Raw genomic sequence first — 3,478 nt, forward strand, 5'->3', positions numbered from 1 at the left:
TCACGCGACGCGGGCACGGCGACGGCAGCGCCTGGTACGTCGGCACCGCGCTCGCCGAGGACGGCCTCCTCGCCGTCATGCGCCTCGCGCTCGCCGACGCCGGGCTCCCGGCCCGCGAGCGGATCGACCACGACGTCGAGGCCGTCACCCGCTCGAGCGCCGACGTCGACTACACGTTCGTGCTGAACCACGGCGCCGGCGACGCGGTCGTCGACGTGCCGGAGGGCGCCGAGGACCTGCTCGGCGACCCCGGAGCGCGCACGGGTCCTCGCCTCGTCGTCCCCGCCCTCGGCGCCGCCGTGCTCGCGACGCCGCGGGCCGCCGAGCCCCCGTTCATCACCCTGTCCGAGACCACCGAGTGAGGCACCACCCATGACCGACCCCTACGTGCATCCGTACATCCCCAACACCGCACCCGAGGTGCGCGCCGAGATGCTCGCCGCCGTCGGCGCGGCATCCGTCGACGAGTTCTACGCCGACGTGCCCGAGGACCTTCGCCTCGGCCGCGCCCTCGACCTGCCGGAGGCGCTCGTCGCCGAGCAGGACCTCGAGCGGCACGTCTCCGGCCTCCTCGCGCGGAACGCGCCGACGACCGAGCGCCTGAGCTTCCTCGGACAGGGCACCTACCAGCACGCCGTCCCGGCCGTCGTCGACGAGGTCATCGGGCGCAGCGAGTTCCTCACCGCCTACGCGGGCGAGCCGTACGAGGACCACGGCCGCTTCCAGGCGCTCTTCCAGTACCAGTCGCTCATGGGCGAGCTGCTCTCGATGGACGTCGTCAACGTCCCCACCTACGACGGCTTCCAGGCGACGGGCACCGCGCTCGCGATGGCCGGGCGGATGACCGGGCGCCGGCGCGTGCTCGTCGTGAGCGACGTGCTGCCCGCGAAGCTCTCCAAGGTCCGCGACTACGTCCGGGTCCACCTCGACCTCGAGCCGGTCGTCCCCGTCGACGGCACCGCCGACGTCGCGGACGTCGCGCGGCGGCTCGGCGAGGACGTCGCCGCCGTCTGGGTCGAGACGCCGAGCCGGACCGGCGCCGTCGAGCACCGCCTGCAGGCGCTCGCGGACGCCGCCCACTCGGTGGGCGCCGTCCTCGTCGTCGGCACCGACCCGGTCGGGTACGGCGTGCTCACGCCGCCCGCGGAGCAGGGCGCCGACATCGTCTGCGGGGACATCCAGTCGCTCGGCCTGCACCAGTGGTACGGGGGCGCGCACGCCGGATTCATCGCCGTGCACGACGACCCGCGGTTCGTCATGGAGATGCCCTCGCGGCTCTTCGGCCTGGCCACGACCGACGTCCCCGGCGAGGTCGGCTTCGGCGACGTCGCGTACGACCGCACCTCCTTCGCCCACCGAGAGGAGGGCAAGGAATGGGTCGGGACCGCCGCCGCGCTCTGGGGCATCGCCGCCGGCGTGCACCTCGCGCTCATGGGCCCGCAGGGGATGCGCGACCTCGGCGAGGTGCTCCTCGCCCGGACCGCGTACGCGCAGCGCTCGCTCGCCGCCATCCCCGGCATCCGCCTCACCGACGGCGCGGTGCACCTGCGCGAGTTCGCGATCGACGTCTCCGGCGCCGGACTCACCGCTGGCGAGGTCGTCCGCGCGCTCCGCGCCGAGGGCATCGAGCCCGGGGCGCCCGCGGGCGACCACGAACTCGTCGTCTGCGTCACCGAGCTGACCACGCAGCGCGACATCGACCGACTCGCCGCCGCCGTCACCGGACTCGTCGCGGCATCGGCCGCCGAGTCCGCCGCCACCCTCGACACCGTCGCCACCCCCGAGGAGCACCGCGCATGAGCCTGCCCATCGCCCCCAAGCCCGCCATCCGCCGCTTCCACCAGGCCCGCTGGGACGAGCCGGTGATCTTCGAGCTGTCGACGCCCGGGGAACGCGGCGTGCTCGTCACGCCGATCGAGCCCGGCGTTCGCGAGGCCGTCGGCGACGTCGTCGCCGGCCTGCCCGAGGGGCTCGCGCGGCGCACGCCGCCCGCGCTGCCCGAGATGGGGCAGATGCGCGTGCTCAAGCACTACCTGCGCCTCTCGCAGGAGAACCTCGGCGCCGACCTCAACGTCGACGTCGGCCAGGGCACCTGCACCATGAAGTACGCCCCGAAGGTCAACGAGCGCATCATCACGACGCCGAAGCTCGCCGCGATGCACCCGCTGCAGGACCCCGCCGACGCGCAGGGCGTGCTCGAGATCATCTGGCGCACCGAGCGGATGATGGCCGAGATCTCGGGCATGGACGAGGTGTCCCTGCACACCCAGGGCGGCTCCGCCGCGATCTGGGCGAACATCGCCATGATCCGCGCCTACCACGAGGCCAACGGCGAGGGGGAGCAGCGCCGCGAGGTCATCACGACGATCTTCAGCCACCCGTCGAACGCCGCCGCCGCGAAGGCCGCCGGGTACGACGTGATCACGCTGCACCCCGACGCCGACGGCTACCCCGACCTCGCCGCCCTGAAGCGCGCGCTCTCGCCCCGCACCGCGGCGATCATGGTCACGAACCCCGAGGACACCGGCATCTACAACCCGGCGATCCGGGAGTGGGTGGACGCAGCCCACCGCGTCGGCGCGCTGGCCTCCTACGACCAGGCGAACGCGAACGGCATCCTCGGCATCACCCGGGCGCGCGACGCGGGCTTCGACGTCTGCCACTTCAACGTGCACAAGACGTTCGGCACGCCGCACGGCTCGGGCGGGCCCGGGACGGGCGCGAACGCCGTCAGCGCCGCGCTCGCCCCGTTCCTCCCCGGCCCCCGCGTCGTGCGGGAGGGGGACCGGTACTCGGTCCGGGAGGCCGGGCCGCAGTCGATCGGCGCGATCGGGCCGTTCCACGGCGTCGTGCCGAACATCGTGCGGGCGTACGCGTGGATCATGGCGCTCGGCGCCGAGGGCCTACGCAGCGTCGCCGAGACGGCCGTGCTGAACAACAACTACCTGATGACGCGGATCCTCGAGATCCCGGGCGCCACCGCGCCCTACGCCGCCGGCCGACGCCGGATCGAGCAGGTGCGCTACTCGTGGGAGGAGCTGACCCAGGCGACGGGTGTCAGCTCGGAGGAGATCGGGGTCCGCGCGAGCGACTTCGGCATGCACTACTGGACGAGTCACCACCCGTACGTCGTGCCGCAGCCGTTCACGCTCGAGCCGACCGAGTCGTACTCGAAGGCCGAACTCGACGAGTACGCCGACGTCCTCGCCGAGATCGCCCGCGAGGCGCGGGAGACGCCCGAGGTCGTGCGCACCGCGCCCCACAACCAGACCGTGCACCACACGCACCACGACGACCTCGACGACCCCGAGCGCTGGGCGATCACGTGGCGCGCGTACCGTCGCAAGTACCCGGACGCCGTCGGGGCCTGACGTGATCGGCCTCATCGTGAATCCCGTCGCGGGGATCGGCGGCCCGGCCGGGCTCGCCGGCAGCGACGGCGCGGACGTGCAGCGTCGGGCCGCGGAGCGCGGTGCGC

3 protein-coding genes are annotated in these 3,478 nt (G+C 73.7%); all 3 read left to right on the forward strand.

What is annotated here, in order from left to right; genetic code table 11:
- The coding region (locus tag ESO86_RS13840) for a Beta-galactosidase C-terminal domain (protein WP_207207141.1) at positions 1-362 on the forward strand (362 nt) is incomplete at its 5' end.
- Between the two features lie 10 nt (positions 363-372).
- Positions 373-1,800 (forward strand): aminomethyl-transferring glycine dehydrogenase subunit GcvPA, encoded by a 1,428-nt coding sequence (gene gcvPA, locus ESO86_RS13845; RefSeq protein ID WP_129235530.1) that lies wholly within the window; start codon positions 373-375, stop codon positions 1,798-1,800.
- A complete protein-coding gene (gcvPB, locus tag ESO86_RS13850) occupies positions 1,797-3,371 on the forward strand; it encodes an aminomethyl-transferring glycine dehydrogenase subunit GcvPB (protein ID WP_129235531.1) in 1,575 nt (524 codons plus the stop codon). Before gcvPA ends, gcvPB begins: the two co-directional genes overlap by 4 nt.
- The last annotated feature ends 107 nt before the right edge of the window (positions 3,372-3,478 follow it).

Origin of the sequence: Agromyces binzhouensis (assembly GCF_004135055.1) — a bacterium.
GTDB lineage: Bacteria > Actinomycetota > Actinomycetes > Actinomycetales > Microbacteriaceae > Agromyces > Agromyces binzhouensis.